This is a genomic window from Sphingobacterium sp. 1.A.5, from assembly GCF_002734235.1.
In the GTDB taxonomy this organism is placed as follows: domain Bacteria; phylum Bacteroidota; class Bacteroidia; order Sphingobacteriales; family Sphingobacteriaceae; genus Sphingobacterium; species Sphingobacterium daejeonense.
Map to the genome: position 1 here is coordinate 1 of NZ_PEBA01000030.1, position 17,164 is coordinate 17,164.

Annotated in this window: 12 protein-coding genes and 2 pseudogenes; 4 read left to right on the forward strand and 10 right to left on the reverse strand. The window is 39.6% G+C overall.

Translation table 11 applies throughout. The features are described 5' to 3' along the window. The 10 genes and pseudogenes from CRT24_RS20690 to CRT24_RS12575 form a co-directional block, all read right to left on the reverse strand. Positions 1–202, reverse strand: a pseudogene (locus CRT24_RS20690) (IS5/IS1182 family transposase); the annotation flags it as partial. A gap of 130 nt (positions 203–332) precedes the next feature. Next, positions 333–1,208, reverse strand: coding sequence for a glycerophosphodiester phosphodiesterase family protein (locus tag CRT24_RS12535; RefSeq protein ID WP_099371576.1), 876 nt, complete (start codon positions 1,206–1,208; stop codon positions 333–335). A 24-nt stretch (positions 1,209–1,232) separates the two neighbouring features. After that, positions 1,233–1,829 (reverse strand): histidine phosphatase family protein, encoded by a 597-nt coding sequence (locus tag CRT24_RS12540; protein WP_099371577.1) that lies wholly within the window; start codon positions 1,827–1,829, stop codon positions 1,233–1,235. Beyond that, entirely contained in the window at positions 1,830–3,263 is a 1,434-nt protein-coding gene (locus tag CRT24_RS12545) for an FGGY-family carbohydrate kinase (RefSeq protein ID WP_099371578.1), read from the reverse strand. Then, the gene (locus CRT24_RS12550) at positions 3,264–4,712 is read right to left on the reverse strand and encodes an FGGY-family carbohydrate kinase (RefSeq protein ID WP_099371579.1); all 1,449 of its coding nucleotides are present in this window, start codon (positions 4,710–4,712) and stop codon (positions 3,264–3,266) included. Positions 4,713–4,715: 3 nt separating this feature from the next. Beyond that, entirely contained in the window at positions 4,716–5,726 is a 1,011-nt protein-coding gene (locus CRT24_RS12555) for an NAD(P)-dependent oxidoreductase (protein ID WP_099371580.1), read from the reverse strand. Between the two features lie 28 nt (positions 5,727–5,754). Then, a complete protein-coding gene (locus CRT24_RS12560) occupies positions 5,755–7,005 on the reverse strand; it encodes an MFS transporter (protein WP_099371581.1) in 1,251 nt (416 codons plus the stop codon). A 137-nt stretch (positions 7,006–7,142) separates the two neighbouring features. After that, the gene (locus CRT24_RS12565; RefSeq protein WP_099371582.1) at positions 7,143–8,069 is read right to left on the reverse strand and encodes an endonuclease/exonuclease/phosphatase family protein; all 927 of its coding nucleotides are present in this window, start codon (positions 8,067–8,069) and stop codon (positions 7,143–7,145) included. Between the two features lie 12 nt (positions 8,070–8,081). Further along, positions 8,082–9,476 carry an FAD-dependent oxidoreductase gene (locus CRT24_RS12570; RefSeq protein WP_099371583.1) on the reverse strand — a complete coding sequence of 465 codons (1,395 nt, stop codon included), beginning with the start codon at positions 9,474–9,476 and terminating at the stop codon, positions 8,082–8,084. A gap of 29 nt (positions 9,477–9,505) precedes the next feature. Next, positions 9,506–10,771 (reverse strand): MFS transporter, encoded by a 1,266-nt coding sequence (locus tag CRT24_RS12575; RefSeq protein WP_257214037.1) that lies wholly within the window; start codon positions 10,769–10,771, stop codon positions 9,506–9,508. A gap of 147 nt (positions 10,772–10,918) precedes the next feature. On the opposite strand from CRT24_RS12575, the gene CRT24_RS12580 reads away from it, so the two are divergent. The 4 genes and pseudogenes from CRT24_RS12580 to CRT24_RS21060 all read left to right on the forward strand — a co-directional run. Continuing rightward, positions 10,919–11,683 (forward strand): DeoR/GlpR family DNA-binding transcription regulator, encoded by a 765-nt coding sequence (locus CRT24_RS12580; RefSeq protein WP_180269131.1) that lies wholly within the window; start codon positions 10,919–10,921, stop codon positions 11,681–11,683. A gap of 293 nt (positions 11,684–11,976) precedes the next feature. Continuing rightward, a complete protein-coding gene (locus CRT24_RS12585; protein WP_099371585.1) occupies positions 11,977–15,021 on the forward strand; it encodes a TonB-dependent receptor in 3,045 nt (1,014 codons plus the stop codon). Positions 15,022–15,027: 6 nt separating this feature from the next. Then, complete coding sequence (locus CRT24_RS12590; protein WP_099371586.1) at positions 15,028–16,788, forward strand: RagB/SusD family nutrient uptake outer membrane protein; 1,761 nt, start codon at positions 15,028–15,030, stop codon at positions 16,786–16,788. Positions 16,789–16,984: 196 nt separating this feature from the next. Next, positions 16,985–17,164, forward strand: a pseudogene (locus CRT24_RS21060) (hypothetical protein); the annotation flags it as partial.

The window sequence follows — 17,164 nt, forward strand, 5'->3', positions numbered from 1 at the left end:
ACAGTACCTTGATGAGCATCCTGGGATGGAAACTGGTCGTGCCTCCGCCTTTATACTGACGGATGATATGTTCCAGATCCAACTGGTCAACAACCTGACTCACCAAACGAACCGGATGGTTCAAGGGGATACGGTCTAAAATATTCTCAGGAAAAAGACTCGGACTATTGGATGGAAGAGCTTTGAATTGTATGTTTGCCATATTGTTTTTTGGGTGCACCTTAAGATACAAAATCTTGAGGACAAAAAACAGAAAAACCCCGCCATTTTTTAATGACGGGGTTATTTTTTTAAGAGACAGCCCCTGATTGTAAATATTATTAAACGCTTGTTTATTTAATTGCTTTACTGACTTCAATTGGCATATCTGATTCCAAAACTGTTGCACCGTCTGCAAATACAGCTCTGTATTTTTCTGCTCGTTCCGCCTCCGTAGGCAATTTATCATAAGTAGGAGCTGTTGATATCATGCACATAACCCCTTTTTCCTTAAAGAAATCATAAAATTCTTGATTGGATGATTTGATTTCAGGACCAATGTAAACAATCATTCTATCGTATGGTAATCCAGAAGACTTAAAGGCTTCCAATTGTTCCTTCGTACGAATATGCATGGACATATATTGCTTAGGGTTTTTCTCGAGATAGAATTTTGCTTGCTCTACGTTGTGCACAGTTACCCATACCCATGCATAAGCATTATGCTTCCGGATAATTTCTGCCGTCATTTCCATCGGCAAATCCTTCTTATCAAGATTCAAAATTGTCTTACCTTTTGCCCATTTGATCATTTCATCCAATGTATTGATTTTATACTTTGTAGGATTACCTTTGTGATCTTTCAATTTCAAACCCTGAAGTTCTTTCCAAGTAAAATCTGCAACTTTACCATGCCCTGTCGTTGTTCTTTCCAAAGTTGCATCGTGCACCATGACCGGAATACTGTCTTTAGTCAATCTAGGGTCGACCTCGAATATTGCCACCGTATTCTGTAATACTTTTTGCATCGATGGGATAGAATTCTCAGGCATCTGATCTTCTATCGTTCCACGATGTCCAGAAATAATTTTCTTCCCTGGAGCATATTTGAAGTAAGAATACATTTCCTCTACATCTTTGAAATTTAACTTATGTAATTTTTGAGCATAGGTAGAGGCTGTCTGAAATATAGCAATGACAGTAAAAAGAGCAATATAGGTTTTCTTCATAGGGTTGTATTTGAACTGATAAAATTACGCATTCAATTTTAACAAATTGAAACCTTTATGTTTATCCAATGTTATCAATGTCAATGCAGAATTTTCTTGGACAATTTTTCGGTAATTCTTTAATGGCATTCCTAACTGCTGAGCCATAAATAATCGGTTTACTCCATTGTGGCCGACAACCAATATTGTTTGATCATCATATTTATCCAAAAGCTCATTATAAAAACTATCTAATCTAGCAATCACTTGTTTTGCATTTTCACCTGTTCTTCCGGCTTCAAATCTTTCAGGATCTGAAAGCCAATTGTACCAAGAATTAGGGTCTTCAGCAATAAAATCATCAGAACGCTTCCCTTCCCATTGACCAAAATCCACTTCAATCAATCGTTCATCAACCTGTACCTTTTCAGGAGTCCCCGATGCTATTTCAGCAGTGGTTTTTGCTCGCTGCAATGGTGAGCAGAAAATCTGATCAAACGTAAAGTCCTGTAATAGTGTATTCATTCTTTCAGCCTGAGAAATTCCCTTTTCAGTTAAAGGAATATCTGTTCTGCCACAGTATTTATTTCCATCTGCATTATAGGCAGTTTCACCATGTCTCAATAGACAGATTGTAATCATCTATATATATTTTAATTCTGTTAATTTCTGTTTGAACTCCTGGTATTGGATTTTATATGCTTCTACTAAATCTTGGTCCGGCAATATTTCTTTCTCTATGGCTGTCATTTTATCTGAAGCTTCAATCAATGAATTATAGTAGGTGTTTGATGCTGCCATTATTGCGGCTCCAAAAGCACCGCTCGCTTCCTTACATTTATATATTGGAACATTTAACACGGATGCTCGAATTTTCAACCATACATCACTATTACTGCCACCACCTGCAGAATAAACCGCTTCTACCTTTTCAGAGGATAATTCTTCAATTATTTCATAGGCGAGTTTTTCGATAAAGGCCACCCCTTCCAAATTTGCTGCGAATAATTTTTCTCTTTCTATATTTTCTGGAGCGAAGCCTCTTGCTTGTGGTGCCATAATAGGATATCGTTCTCCTTCTTGCCACAAAGGCCATGCTAGCTCAGCTGTAGGAATTAATTTTTCTGCAGATTCGTTCAGTTGATCCAATCCATCCGAAAATTCCATGGAAATCCAGTCTGCACCAGTATTGCTAGCACCTCCCGGCATCCAATAACCTTCTGGATGCCTATGGCTATAAAGCCGCCCCAACGGATCTATAACATTGCTTTTGGTAACTCCTTTGATGACTAATGTAGTTCCAATCGTCGTATTCCAGGTTCCAGGTTTTACTGCTCCAGAAGCCATCTGCGTAGCACAACCGTCAGTCATGCCTACAACAACTTTAAGGTCCTGTAAACCCCATTTTTCCGCCAAATCCGTCTTTAATGTTCCTACTACTGTCCCAGAGGGAACTACGTTCTGTAACCAAGATTCTTTGATTCCGATATCTTCAGTCACATAGTTAGGCCATTCCAACTTCTCCAAATCATAGGCAGATTTAAGGACATTGGTATAATCCGTAGTATGGTAATTCCCTGAAAGCTTGCCAATTAAATAATCTGATGCATGGATCCATAAAGAAATAGCTTCGGCCTTTTCAGGAAATGTTTCAACAAACCAGAGCATCTTACTTATTCCACTGGAGGAATTGAATCCCGTATATCCATTTTTGATTCTCTTCTCAGCTATCGCTTTAATCCGTTGTCCCTGGCCCGCAGATCTGGGGTCACTGTACATAATGGCATCATGCAATGGTTGATTGTTTGAGTCTAAAGGGATAACAGTTCCTGAAGTTGAAGTCACAGAAATTGCAACAATATCTTGCTTGTCAATATTTGTTGGCAAGTTTTGGATAATTCCACTCAGCAATTCCTCACAATCATTCCACCAGACAGATGGAGATTGTTCTTCACGGAACTTATCAGTTAATTGGAATTTTCGTGAATCAGAGGCTATGAGTTCTCCGTTTTCATCTACCAAAACTACTCTGGCTCCTTGAGTACCAACATCCAGCCCAAAAAAATATTTACTCATCTAATGTGCTACTTGTTTAAAGGTTTTTCGAGCGTTTTTCCACTCTTGATAAAGCTTTTCAAATTCCTCATGGTCTTGTGGATGAATTTCCTCTAGTAATTCAGGAGATGCATTCTTAACACCCAAAGCATCGTTGCACAAAAATACACCACCCAATACCGAAGCTTGGCGGAATGTGTCTCTGATTTTAATACTTTTACCGAATAAATTTGCTATAAACTGGCGAAGCTTACGACTTTCAACTCCTCCTCCACACGCCCATATATAAGACTCATGATGTGGTGAAACGGCACCTAAGAATTTATAATTCTCATAGATACTGCATGCAATATCCCAAAGGATTGCAAATACAAAACTTCCTCTTGTCAATTGATGAGAAACAGGAGCATTGAATATAAAACCTCCCTTTGTCAAGGGTTCTTCCTCATCAGCTATCAATGAACCTAAAGACGCAACACATTGTGAATAAGTCGCATCCTCTAATTCTTTTTCAATGACATCGTATCCTTCATTTGGGTAGAAAATCTCTTTTAATCGCTGATAGTTCAACCCTGTTACTCCAGCGTTTGCTTCCAATATAAAATTGTTGGCATCGATGTGGCGACTTGTCCATGTTCTTTGTTCGGAATCCTTTTCATAGGCATCCACAATCTTGATTATTGGTGTAGTAGTGCCCGAAACAATCACTACGTCATTAGCAGAAGGTTCCATACTTCGGATAGCCAATTGCGTATCACCACCACCTACAACAACTACAGCTTGTGGGCTGATACCAAACTCATCTGCAACATCTGGTTTTATACTTCCTAAAATCGTCCCAGCATCCTTTAATTCCGGCAATATCTCTGTAGATAAGTTGAATTGAGCCAACAAATCTGAGGACCAAGATTTATTCTCAACGTCATACAACAATGTTTCAGAAGCTTGTGAATGCTCATAGCCCTCAATTCCAGAAAATTTGAACTGAATCCAATCACTGATACTCATAAAACATTTTATTTTCTCAAATAATTCTGGATATACCTCCCTCACTCCCACTAATTTGAAAGCAGAAAATAAAGATGTTGGATAACGTCCTGAAAGATTATAGACCAAGTCTTTATCTTTTAAAGATGGTTCCCATTTTCGACCCCGATGATCAATGTTCGGCATACCTAACAAGGAATTCCCATCCTTGTCAGTGATGACAATACCTTCCCTTTGGCTAGTTGCAGTAATAGCATTGATCTGTACTTCTCCAGATTCTGCTAATGCTTCTTTGGACAATTTTATTATTTGTCTCCACAGTTCTTCGGGATTGAAAAATATGGAGTCTTCGTAATTTGAGTCTGTTTCATAATGAACATTCTCTCGTTTAATACTTAATATTTCACCATCAATAGCACATACTGCAACACGCGCATTTCCAGTACCGATATCAACGATTAAATAAGCTTCCTTAAGTGCCATAAATTAGCTAATTGATGTTTTCTCTACTACAGCTTTATTAACAAGTTGTTTGATAGATTTATTACCATTGTGAAAAAATTCACGTAAATTATTGTTCATAATAAATGCATGATGATCTTCAACTTCATGCGTAGCACCTGCAATATGAGGTGTTGCAATAACATTTTTGTTCAAGATCATTTTGTAGTCAATTTCATCAGGTGGTTCGTTATAAAACACATCCAATACAGCGCCTCGGATTTGTCCACTTTCGATGATCTCCAATAGATCTTCTCTATTAACCACTGTCGCTCTTGCAGTATTAACAAATATGGCATCCTTATTCAACAAGGAGAGGTATTTTTTATCGATCATACCTTTAGTTTCCGCAGTTACAGGAAGGTGAATTCCAATGACATCGCAGGAAGAAAACAACTCTTCAAGTTCAACTTTTTTATACTCTGAATTTGGATCCTCATAGTATGGGTCAAAATAGAATATCTCGCATGGAAAGCTCATCAACATACGTGCAATATGCTGACCTACAGCTCCAAACCCAACCATTCCTACTTTTTTTCCTGCCAATTCATTTCCCTTGAATTGTAAATATGAAGTATGGGCTCCTTCGCCCCAATTTTTACCTTCTAACCAATCTATTGCAGGAATTGTGTTCCGCATTAGGGTAATCACATTGGCAATGAACATTTCTGCTACAGCTTGAGCATTTCGTGCTGGGGTATTAAATACTGGAATCCCCAATTCAGTGGCAACATCCAAGTTTATGTTTGAGGGGGTACCACGACAGATCCCTACAAATTTCAAATGTGGGTTAGCACGCAATACCTCCTCTGTAATTTCATCATGTTCCGATATCAATGCATCTACTTGCGTTTCTTGCAATAAAGCAATCAATTCTTCAGGATTATAAGCTCTACCATGAGGTTTCCATGAACGGTAAATGACCTCATCAAAAAGACCTTTCAGTTCGTTCAATGCTTTTTCATTCTCATAAGGCGCGGTCAACAATACTTTCATAAGGTTATATTTCTTTTTTAATCAATTTCTAAACTATATTTACTTCTTCAGTTGATCCCTTTATTTCTTCAGGAATCGTAATAAATTTTGTCAGTACAGCACTGACTAGGTATAGGCCAGCCAATACCCAAATTACTCCTTCACTACCTATTGTTCCGATTAATAGTCCGACGATTGCAGGACCAACAAATACGGGTAATCCGGCACCAAGATTCAAGATAGCCATAGCGGCACCTTTATCTTCTTTTACAAGAGAAGGCACTAATGCAGACAATGGAACGTATCCAGCCAAAAGACCACCCCAAGCAATCCCTGCAATCATTACCGCCCAATAGGCTCCGCCAAACCAAATCGGAGAATAATAGAACAAAACAGTCGTAATCGCACAGCCAACACCGCCAAACCACATAATAGTGCGCTGCCATCCTAGTCGATCCCCAACAAATCCGAAAATTAAATTAAAGGCTATATTGCTCGTGAAAATGGTGCCCCAAATCTGTAACCATTCCTTGGTATTAAATCCATGCTCTGCCATATACATCGGCAGGAAAACTGGAAACGCAAATTGAGCTGTGGTATTGATTACTCGAACAATCCCGCCAATCAATACTTTGGGTTCTTTATTTACAATGGTCAGTCCATTAACCAATTCCTGAACTTTTGAACCTTTGGATGCCTTCGTTTCAAATTTATCCCGATTCAAAATAAGTGCGAAGAATGCTCCGATCAAGACCCAAATAATGGAAGACCATAGTGTATTTTCATAGCCAATTCTTTCCAATGCCCAACTAGAATAGTATGCCCCCAATACATTTAATCCTCCTGTAAACACAAACCAGAACCAACCAACGGCTCTGCCCAACATATTTTTGGGAGTGCGATAATTGATCCATACCATAAATGAATAGGCAAATAATGGATATCCAAACCCTCTAATGGCATAAAATAACAGCATCGCATTGTAATCCAGTTTGGCCATCCCTTGCCCCACAAAACCAATCGTACCAATGAGATATAAAATCAACCCCATCAACATGGATTTCCGAGGACCATAGCTTTCTGCCAATACCCCTGAAAACCATGAGGAAATTGCAATAGTGATTCCATAGACCGTAAACAGTGCTGCTGATTGCTCGATACTCATCCCATGCTCGGTCAGGTAAGGACTTAACCAGCCCTGTTCAACACCATCACCCATCATGAAAATAAGAATACCTAAGTAACCCCATTTTAAATGACTAGGTATACCTAGCTTATCCATTAAATTGTTCTGTGCCATTATTTTTTGTTAAGGTTAAGATTGATTTATTTTGTTAGTAAAATAAAAATAAACAAAATATAACATAATTAAACCTGTTTGAGCTAAAAAAAGAACAGACAATTAATCTGTTCCTTTCCTTTTAGCTCTCTTAAATTCTATTGATATGCTAAGACAGCACTAACAAAATAATGGTCACTTGGCAACCTTCCTTTATAGCTGTCTTTAATGATATGGCTTTCTATTCCTTGGAGTGGTCCATTAACAAAAACAAAATCAATTTTCTTTGATTTCTTTCTGGCGGGATCTTCACCTTTAAATCCATGTGTTGTTCCTTGAGGTTTTTCCGGACCATTTGCTTGGACAAATGAATCTTTCCATCCAGCATCCATTATATCTTGATAGACTTTTGACTCCATTCCCACATTAAAATCACCTGTAATAATCTGTGGAAAATCTGCTTGATATTGGCTGGCTTCATCTAAAACAACTTTTATTTGGCCTTCCTTAGCCTCATTGCTGACATGGTCCAGATGAAGGTTGGTCAATCTTATTTCACGCTTGGTTTTCTTATCCAAAAGCCTTACCCAGCAAGCATTTCTTGCTCGAGCAGATCCCCATGAAATACTGCCGGCCTTTAGAGGTGTTTCAGATAACCAATAGGCTCCGGCGGCCAATAATTCAAACCTCTTTTTAGAAAATAGGATTGGATTTTTAGCAATCCCATGGTACCCTTCTTTAAACTGATCCATCTCTGGCCCATCAAATCCAAATGCAAAATAATCAGTCAATTGCTCCTTAAGATCAAGGAATTGACCTTTTAAAACTTCTTGAAATCCTATTAAATCAGCCTTTTGATTTCTGATAATGGTTAAGCACGCTTCTCTTCTGTCTTTCCAGCCCAAACCTTTTGCGGCATCTTCTTCTAAATCCACACGGATATTACATGTCAACACCTTGATTGTACTGCCCTTACTTCCAATTTCTGCTGCAGGAAGCTCAAGTTTACTAACTAAAGGAAGCGCAGCCAACAAGCCTGCTTTTCTAAAGAAGTCTCTTCGATTTGATTTACCGGATTGCTTCATGGTTCATTTTTATTAAACAGCAGCTGTCAGGTTTTCACCTAAGTATGCTCCAGTGCTGATCAGTTCTGCTCTCAATTCATCAACATTCACGTCAGCAGGTGTGATTCCTTTTCTTACTGCTAATTTTGCTGCGCGTCCTGCAGCTTCACCCATCGCCATGCAAGGTGCCATAACTCGGATAGCTGACATCGCTTCATGTGTGGTCGAAATCGATCGCCCAGCAACCAACAGGTTCTTCACATTTTTAGGTACTAAGGAGCGGTATGGAATATCATAACTGTCCCCACACCAAGTTAAAGTACAACCTCCACCTTCGGGATGATGTATATCCAGCGGATAACTCGCAACCGCAACTGCATCGTCAAAGCGACGGCAAGTCAAGATATCATCTGCAGTCATGGTATAGTTACCCACGATACGGCGAGTTTCACGGATCCCTAGGAAAGGTGCCATTTTTGTGAACCTTGAGTTTTCAAATCCTGGAACAAATTCTTTCAAATAACGCTGTATTTCTTCTACTTGCTTACGTCCTTCGATTTCACCGTAGGTCAGACTTTCTGGATTAGTACCATCTACACCATTGATACGGGACATATTCACCCATACTTCACCTTTACGCAATCCTGTGATCAATATGGTTCGCTCAACAGGCAAGTTGTAGCCATGCTGACGTGCTTTTTCCATCACACTGCGCAAACCAACAACGATAAATTGATTGTTTTGACCAAAATATTCCGATGGGATAAAATCCGTAAGATAAGTTCTTGGCTCTTCAGCTATGGACATTCTTAATTTTTCAGTGTCCACGCCAGCCATACAGAACATCAATGTTGGCGGCTGTGCTCCACCATCTTCGTTTCCTTGTTCACACTCTACACCAGCTTTAAATGCTACATCGGCATCACCGGTGCAATCAATTACTGTTTTCGCCAAAATAATCTCACGCCCTGATTTGCTCTCTATAATTACTCCTTTCAAGGCATCTCCATCCATAACTACACCTGCCGAGAAAACATAAAGCAAAACTTTTACTCCGGCCTCTTCCAGTACTTGCAAACCTACGTTTTTAACTGCTTCTGGCTCTACCAAAGTCAGGCTCATATGCAATGGGCAAGGACGATGCTCAGAAGCTGCATCTACCTCCTTGAGTTTGTCAATAAACTTTTGGGGCAAACCTTTGATAATTTGATTTCCTTTCTGTCCCAAGAAACCTAAAATTGGCAATCCAATGGTCATATTTCCACCAACAAAGCTTCTGTTGTCGATTAAGGCAACCTTTAATCCGTCTGATGCAGCAGCTTGTGCCGCAATAATACCCGCAGGGCCACCTCCAACTACCAAAACATCCACCTCCAAGCGAACAGGAGTCTGTCTTGCAGGCTCCAAAATGGTCTTTACTTCTCCCATAACAATTACTATTTTATAATATTTTCTTTTTAATTACTTTCTATCAATGCTTGTTTTGGCTTTTCTTTCTTTACCATAGTCCATAATATCAGAACCGCGATGGGGTGCATAAATGCCATTGCAATAAATATGGTGCCTGCGCCTAATGATCCCATCATCTGCCCAACGAAATAATTGAATAATACAGCGCCCAACGCTCCAAATCCACCTGCAATTCCCAAAACAGAAGCCACATTTTTCACTGGAAAAGCTTCAGCAATCACGACAGATATCGTGAATAGCCAACTCAAACAGGCAACTGCTACCAAAGAAAAAATCAGAATGGTCAAATATGGATTCGAAACATAGGCTGTCAAACAACATAAAGGTGCCAGTACAGCGATACTGCTCAGCATAATTTTTCTAGCTATCAAAGGCTCTTTACCATTACGCACCATTTTATCTGACCATGCTGAAGTCCCGATAGCACCTATATCAGCCACCAAAAATGGAATCCAGCCAAACATTCCAATCTGAGCCAAGGTCAGTCCACTATCTTCCTGAAGATAGCCTGGTAGCCAAAAAAGACAGAAGTACCACACTGGATCACTTACAAAACGAATCAATAATATCCCCCATAAAGTCTTTGTTTTCCATAGCTGCCCCCAAGAAAAACCTTGGTTTGTAGAAGACTCATCAACTTCTCCAACAGCTTCATTTCGGATTCCTGCCGGTGGTTCCGTATAAATCAAGAACCATAACAATGCGATGATTAACCCTACAATACCCGCAACGATGAATACCGTATGGAAATTATATCTAATTGCTAACCACGCTACGATTGGAGGAGCAATGATCGCCCCTATTGAGCTTCCGGCGACACATAGGCTATTCGCTGTTGCTCTTAATTTTCCCGAAAACCAAACAGTTATCACTTTCAACTGCGCGGGAAAATTTGTTGGCTCGGCCGCACCTAGCATTCCCCTGAAGAACAAAAAAGAACCGAAAGTTCTTGAAAACCCGCCTCCGAGGCAAGCAACTGACCATCCCAAAATCCCCACCAACATCACCTTCTTTTCACCGAATTTATCAACCAGCCAACCTGAAACAGGGTACATCAAGGCATAAAAAACGGTGAATACATTGATAACTAATGCATATCCGTCATCGCCTAAGTCAAATTCATCCTTCAACATCGGTTTCAGGATGGATACGATTTGCCGATCGTAATAATTAAAAACGATAGCCAAAAATATGACCGCTATTATAAACCATCTTCTTTTGCTGGCAGGCATCGGCAAAGTATACTTCGACATAAGGTATGTTTGGTTATTGTATTTTATTAGTTAATTCCAAATGTAGAAAAAAAAGAATATAAAAAAAGATTTTTAAATAAAAAAAAAGAGTAGGCAGGTTTGGAAAAGGTGGTTATATTTGTTTTAGATTAACTTATTAAATGAATTATGATGAATATTACGGACAGACACGAATTCATTCTAAAGAGCTTAAAGGAAAAAGGGAAGATTACGATAGACTGGCTCTGCGAGACCATGAAGGTTTCCAGCGTAACGATCCGCAAAGACCTGAAAGTTTTAGAAGATAAAAACCTGTTATTCAGGATTAAAGGTGGCGCATCCAGCAGCAATCCTTACGCAATTGATCGTCCTATAATAGTCAAGGAATCGATCAATAGTGAAGAGAAACAGCGCATTGCCCAAGCTGCAATTAAGCTGATAAAAGACAATGATTCTATCATGATCGGATCTGGCACGACCGTCTTTACTTTGGCAAAAAACATTGAGACCACCCATGCCTTGACAGTAATCACTCCGGCTTTAAAAGTGGGCTTAGAGCTCAGTGGAAAGCCAAATATCGAGGTTTTGTTATTGGGTGGGCTAATTCGACCGAACTCTTCTTCCGTAGCTGGACAATACGCAATGCGCGTCCTGGACGAGATTAGCTGTGGCATTTTGTTCCTCGGAGCAGATGGCATCGACCTTGAATTCGGTATCTCAATTAGCAATTTGCCAGAAGCTACATTAAACCAAAAAATGATCGAAACCTCCCAAAAAATCGCGATCCTGGCAGATAGCAGCAAATTTGGAAAAAGAGGACTAGGTAAAATCTGTGAACTTATAGATGTAGATTACATTATTACAGACAGCAAGGTTTCCCCGAACATTGTTAAATCCATTGAAGACCTAGGCATCAAAATCATCGTCGCCTAACACCCATTCCCTTCTCACCTTCAGAAAAAAGATTTTTAAATTTTTGGTTTAAAAATCTTTTTTTTTATTTTCGAATCGCTTTATAAGCATATAACCATTTGTTGTTTTTGAATAAAATCTACTATGATTAGGATGTATTTGCCTGTTTTTAACAAAATCAAAATACTTCCTTAATAATTATTTAACATTATAAATCTATTTTCGAAACAATTTTAAACATTTTTAAATAACATTAAATCACATTTCTAATACATCTGAATAGAATAACCTATTTATTATTAATACACATCTAAATGAAAAAACAATTACATCTCATTTTTTTGTTGTGTTTCCTACCTGTGGGTATACTTTGGGCACAGCAAAAAAATATCAGGGGAAAAGTGACCAATGAAGATGGAAACCCAATTGAAGGCGTTACTATCAAGATCAAAGGTCACCTAAATGCCTTGGCGCAAACATCAGAAACTGGTGAATACAGTATCGATGCAAACACGGGCGATATCCTTTTATTTGCAAGCATGGGATTTGCAAATGCAGAAAGGACAATTTCAGATCAGAACATGATCAATGTTATAATGACCGCTGACCTAACCAACCTTGATGAAGTTGTCGTAGTAGGTTATGGTACGCAAAAGAAAGTAAACCTGACAGGAGCTGTATCGACCATCAACAGCGAACAATTGGAAAGAAGACCTGTAGTTTCCACATCTACGGCACTACAGGGCCTTGCACCCGGTGTCACTGTAACTTCTCAATCTGGTGCTCCAGGAGGTGACCAAGGATCAATCCGGATTCGTGGCGTAAATTCATTTGGCGGTTCTGACTCCGAACCACTGGTAATTATCGATGGTGTAGCTGGTTCTTTGGACAATATCGACGCGAATCTGATCGAGAGTATTTCGGTACTAAAAGATGCTGCATCTGCATCTATCTACGGCTCTAGGGCAGCAAACGGCGTCATTTTAGTAACCACCAAAAGAGGCAAAGACCAATTTGGAATCAATTACAAAGGTTATACAGGATGGCAAAACCCTACTTTTATACCAAAAGTAACGGATGGTGCCACATTCATGAAAGTATTCAATGACGCCAATATGAATGATAATGGTTCGGTGATTTACAGCGATAAGGATTTTGAAGATTTCAACAAATTATACGCTGAAAACCCGGACAATTTCGATTGGCAAAAAGCAATTCTAAGCGGGTCGGGATTTACCCATAATCACTTTCTTACCTTAAATGCTGGCGCTGAAAAAATAAGGGTTGCTCCTTCTGTAGGATATGTATCGCAAGATGGCTTGATCAAGAACACCGGGTTTAAGAGATATACATTTAGAAACAACATGGATATCAACCCCAATGACAAGCTGAATATCCGTTTTGACCTATCAGCAGTAAACACAAACCGGACACAAATCGCCAATGAAGGCACCATTTGGAACTATATCGGCCGTATGCCTACCAATATTCCTATTCGTGTTGCGGATGGACTATGGTCTGAGGGTTGGGTGAAAAACAATCCGGTAGCATTTATTGAAGATGGAGGGAACAGAAAAGTTAACAACCTTGAATTGATTGGTAACTTATCGATCAATTACAAGCCTACAGAATGGTTGAGCTTAACAGGTATGGCAGCACCTAGATACCGCACTCGTAATATCCATGATTTTGCAAAAGCTGTCATGACTTATTATGAAGACGGAAATGAAGCTGGTACTGCTTTGCCATCAACCGAATTGACTGAATCTGCTTACCGTTACTTCAATGGAAGCTACTCCATTCAAGGTACCGCACAGAAATCCTTCAATGACCATAACTTGAGTTTGATGATCGGTGCATCACGGGAAACGTACGATGAGAAATACCTAATGGGATACCGTCGCGATTTCACGTATGACACTTACGAAGTTTTGAACGCAGGTGCAGATACCGAGACTAAAAATAACGCTGGAAACCAATATCAATGGTTATTGGCATCGACCTTTGGACGTTTCAATTATGATTACAAAGGACGGTATCTATTAGAGGCTAACTTACGTTACGATGGTAGCTCAAGATTTGCTTCTGCTAACCGTTGGACAGCATTTCCATCGTTTTCTGCAGGATGGAGAATTTCCGAAGAACCGTTTATGGCAAACCTAAAAAACTCAATCAATCAATTGAAATTACGTGCTTCGTGGGGTAAATTGGGTAACCAGAACATTGGAAATTCCTATTATCCATATATCCAAACATTGGAAATGGGAAGCATTTCCGTTGGTGGTACCGTAGAGCAAATGATTGCTTTGAACACCATGGCTAACCAAGGTTTATTATGGGAAGAAACAACCATGACCGGAGTTGGTTTGGATGCATCACTGTTCAATCACTTTACATTCACATTTGATTGGTACAAAAAACATACAGATGGGATCTTATTAAAACTTTATATCTCAGAATTATTCGGTAAAAATGCTCCTTTCCAAAACGCTGCTAAAGTTCAGAACCAAGGCTGGGAGGCATCGGTGAGATACGACAATCAATTTGGAGATTTCAAGATAGGGATCGGTGCCAACATCTCGGATGTCAGAAATAAGATAACCGATATGGCCGGACAAACCCAGGGAACTTTATTGAGACAACAAGTCGGCTATCCGATTAACTCCATATTTGGTTATGTCTCTGATGGACTCTACCAATCACAGGAAGAAATTGACAATGGACCAACTCAATTTGGCACGATCAAACCTGGAGATATCCGTTATAAGGACATCGCTGGTGGCTTTGACGAGAATGGAAACGTTATTCCTGACGGGAAGATCTCTGATGCCGACAAGGTAATTATCGGTAATACGATTCCACGATACACTTATGGATTTAATCTGGATCTAGGCTATAAGGGAATCAGGTTTGGAGCATTTATCCAAGGTGTAGCAAAAGTTGATGGCTACTTGGATTCTCATTATGTAATTCCAGCAGTAAATTCTTCTGCTATCAAACCATGGCAATTGGATTACTGGTCTGAAGACAATAAAAACGCATCATTGCCAAGAGTATCTGTTACTTCAACCAATAACACGCAGAACTCGGATTTCTGGATGAGAAGCGCTTCGTATTTAAGGCTTAAGAATGTTCAATTAGGTTATGAAATTCCTAAAAGCTGGCTTGCAAATTCTAAGATTGGTGGAATTTTCATCTATGCGAATGGCCAGAACTTATTTACAAAAACAAACTTTTACGAGGGCTATGATCCTGAGATCAACTACAACTCAGGCGCACAAGATGGTGTTTCCTTGGGTGCAGGGAACTTTTACCCGCAGGTTAAGGTGTACACATTTGGTTTAGACTTCAAATTTTAAAGAACAATGATCAAGATAACAAAATCAATCATAGGAATGAGTGCACTTTGTGCTGCTCTAATGACATCATGCGGTCTGGAACAGTTACCATTGGACAACCCGTCTTCAGAAACATTCCCTACCACGCAAAAAGAGGCAGAAATGGGCTTATTAGGAGCTTATAAAGCTTTGACATTGCTTGATGCTTCTAGTACGCCTATATGGCACGTAATGGACAATATCACCGATATTGGCTATGCAAGACCAGGTAATAATTACACCTCTCCTATTACGAGTTCGATTACCACCGACAATGCGCTGGCCACAAAACCTTGGGCCGCACATTATAAAACAATTGGCAGGGTACACGATGTGCTAGACAAATTAGAAGGCATCAAATCGAGTATGTCTGAAGCCGATTACGCTAGAATTGACGCTGAACTAAGATTTATCCGCGCATACTGTTATTCTCAATTAATTGAGCTTTACGGGGATGTTCCATTGCTAAAAAATGCATTGAAATTATCGGATGAATTACCTGCTCGAACCGCAAAATCGGAAATTGAAAAATTCACCTTGGAAGAATTGACTGCTATTGCCGACCATTTACCACTCTCACAAGCTGGAGTAAAGTTTTCCAGGGCTTCAAGCATTGCTGCATATACATTGAAAGCAAGAGTAGCATTATATGCGAAACAATATAATGTTGCGGCAGAGGCTGCCAAAAAAGCGATAACGCTATCAAATGGCATACATAGCTTAACAGAATTTGACAGCTCCATCCAATATGCCAACAAAACACATAAAGAAGGCGAGCCAGAAGTAGCAAACATTTTTGGGCATAAAGGCTATGAGAGCAGCAAGGAATGGATCTGGGTAGTAGAATACAATCGCAATATTAGTGATAACACCCATAACCAAGGATATTATTTGGCATCTAGATTAGGAAAAGGTGTTTGTTATTGGGGTCCGACTCAAAACTTTATTGATTCATTTCAGGATTTGGAGGGAAAATTCATTACAGAATCCACTTTATACAATCCAGAAAATCCTTTTGAAAACAGAGATCCACGCCTGGATTTATATACCGTTCGTCCGCATTCTAGATTTATGGGATTTCAATTTGAGCCGAACGCTGCATTTTCGAGGGTGAACAATTACTGGCCAGTGATCAATGGCTCTGCTGAAAAACCGACTTCTCAGGCCAATGCAGATGCTACGAATGCTTATCGTTCATTTAGCGGATATTTATGGCGCAAGCATACTGACCTTGCTGATTTTGCAACGACTTCGGTTTCGGGATTCTCCGATCTGAACGTTGGTATATTCCGCTATGCTGAGCTCTTGTTGATCTATGCAGAAGCTAAAATTGAAGGAAACAGCATTGATGCTACGGTTTATGATGCGATCAACCAAATTCGACAACGCGCCAATATGCCAAACCTACCAAACGGTTTGTCGCAAGCACAATTGCGTACGGCATTGCGATATGAAAGAAAAGTTGAATTAGCAAATGATGGCCTTCGTTGGCATGACCTCCGCCGTTGGGGGATTGCAAAACAGGTCATGAATGGATATATCTACCTGAATAGATTAGGCAACAATTGGGATAGGAACGTTTTAACCCGAATCGATGAAAACGCAAACCCTGTTTACAACCACAGTGTTGCTACTAAATCCTTTGGAACCCAAGAGGTAGTGTACCGAGAAAACAAAGATGAATATTGGCCAATCGCTGCACAAGAGCTAGATGCCAACAAAAACTTGGTTCAAAACCCAGGTTATTAATAAGCTTACAATTCATACACATACATTAATTTCGCAGACGTGACCTAGCTAGGTCACGTTTTTTTTGGTGGCTATTGAGGGGCTGTATCATAATTATCTTGGCAAAATATGTGATAAATTTTAATTATCTTATGTACTTAAGATTTGATATAATCAATTGATTTACATATATTTAAGTATATTAATCGATCAGAGAATGTCATCAAAACCATCCAGAAAACTACCTGCTTTCAAGCCCTATKATCAGCACCAGCTGATGGCCTTTCCGCCAACTTTTGAAGAACTACTGCCGGAAAACCATCCTGCCCGAGTGGTCGACCAGGTCATCAATTCAATAAAGATTCAGCCGTTGTTGAAGGCCTATTCCCAACTGGGA

What these genes read in the sequence shown, in the direction of transcription:
- CRT24_RS12540 (WP_099371577.1), bottom strand. Translation starts at nt 1,829, where the DNA reads ATGATTACAATCTGTCTATTGAGACATGGTGAAACTGCCTATAATGCA.
- CRT24_RS12560 (WP_099371581.1), bottom strand. Translation starts at nt 7,005, where the DNA reads ATGGCACAGAACAATTTAATGGATAAGCTAGGTATACCTAGTCATTTA.
- CRT24_RS12545 (WP_099371578.1), bottom strand. Translation starts at nt 3,263, where the DNA reads ATGAGTAAATATTTTTTTGGGCTGGATGTTGGTACTCAAGGAGCCAGA.
- CRT24_RS12555 (WP_099371580.1), bottom strand. Translation starts at nt 5,726, where the DNA reads ATGAAAGTATTGTTGACCGCGCCTTATGAGAATGAAAAAGCATTGAAC.
- CRT24_RS12550 (WP_099371579.1), bottom strand. Translation starts at nt 4,712, where the DNA reads ATGGCACTTAAGGAAGCTTATTTAATCGTTGATATCGGTACTGGAAAT.
- CRT24_RS12570 (WP_099371583.1), bottom strand. Translation starts at nt 9,476, where the DNA reads ATGGGAGAAGTAAAGACCATTTTGGAGCCTGCAAGACAGACTCCTGTT.
- CRT24_RS12580 (WP_180269131.1), top strand. Translation starts at nt 10,919, where the DNA reads ATGATGAATATTACGGACAGACACGAATTCATTCTAAAGAGCTTAAAG.
- CRT24_RS12585 (WP_099371585.1), top strand. Translation starts at nt 11,977, where the DNA reads ATGAAAAAACAATTACATCTCATTTTTTTGTTGTGTTTCCTACCTGTG.
- CRT24_RS12535 (WP_099371576.1), bottom strand. Translation starts at nt 1,208, where the DNA reads ATGAAGAAAACCTATATTGCTCTTTTTACTGTCATTGCTATATTTCAG.
- CRT24_RS12565 (WP_099371582.1), bottom strand. Translation starts at nt 8,069, where the DNA reads ATGAAGCAATCCGGTAAATCAAATCGAAGAGACTTCTTTAGAAAAGCA.
- CRT24_RS12575 (WP_257214037.1), bottom strand. Translation starts at nt 10,771, where the DNA reads ATGTCGAAGTATACTTTGCCGATGCCTGCCAGCAAAAGAAGATGGTTT.
- CRT24_RS12590 (WP_099371586.1), top strand. Translation starts at nt 15,028, where the DNA reads ATGATCAAGATAACAAAATCAATCATAGGAATGAGTGCACTTTGTGCT.